The 651-nt window shown below is 46.4% G+C and carries 2 protein-coding genes; both read left to right on the forward strand.

Annotated elements, in window-relative coordinates:
* Positions 1-185: DUF2607 family protein (locus tag R8O10_RS25690; RefSeq protein ID WP_318192020.1), on the forward strand; the 185-nt coding region annotated here is incomplete at its 5' end.
* 128 nt (positions 186-313) lie between these two features.
* A partial coding sequence (locus R8O10_RS25695) for a ZrgA family zinc uptake protein (RefSeq protein ID WP_318192021.1) occupies positions 314-651 on the forward strand: 338 nt, incomplete at its 3' end.

Below are 651 nucleotides of genomic sequence, written 5' to 3' on the forward strand. Positions count from 1 at the left end.
CACCAGAGCATCATACTCATCATCACTGCCAACTCTTTGCTGGCGCGCAACATGGTCTCGCTAAAGCACAACCAGCAATCCCAGTGCCGTCATACACACGGGCCCATTATGATGATGTCTCAGAGCGCTCGCATCATGTAGAAGAAGTATTCAGCGCTGCGCGTGCACCGCCTTATTTTGCGTAAACACTCAAACACAACCCAATTACGTTATTTCCAACGTGTATAGACGCGTTTCAATAACAGAACGTCAAATGAGTACTAATCTGAAATCAACCAGATCTCGGATTTATCAGCAAAATTAGGAAAGTAAAATGCCATCTAAACAGGTTTTAGCGATCGTTATCGGTTTGTCTCTATCGACAGTCGCAACAGCAGAAGAATACCGCCAACACAGTGCGCACGTTCATGGTCATGTTGAATTTAATATTGCCCAAGACGGCAGTGACTTGCTGCTCGAAATCACAGCTCCTGGTGCAGATGTGGTCGGCTTTGAACACGCACCAGAAAATGCAGAGCAAGAGAAAACTCTGCAACACGCGGTCGCAACGCTAGAAGATAGCAACGCACTGTTTGCGATTAACCCACAAGCACAATGCGAAATTGAAGAAGTTCATGTTGAACACTCGCTTGGGGGGCAACATGAAGAACA

Origin of the sequence: Vibrio sp. 1727, from assembly GCF_033344415.1 — a bacterium.
Classification (GTDB): Bacteria; Pseudomonadota; Gammaproteobacteria; order Enterobacterales; family Vibrionaceae; genus Vibrio; species Vibrio alginolyticus.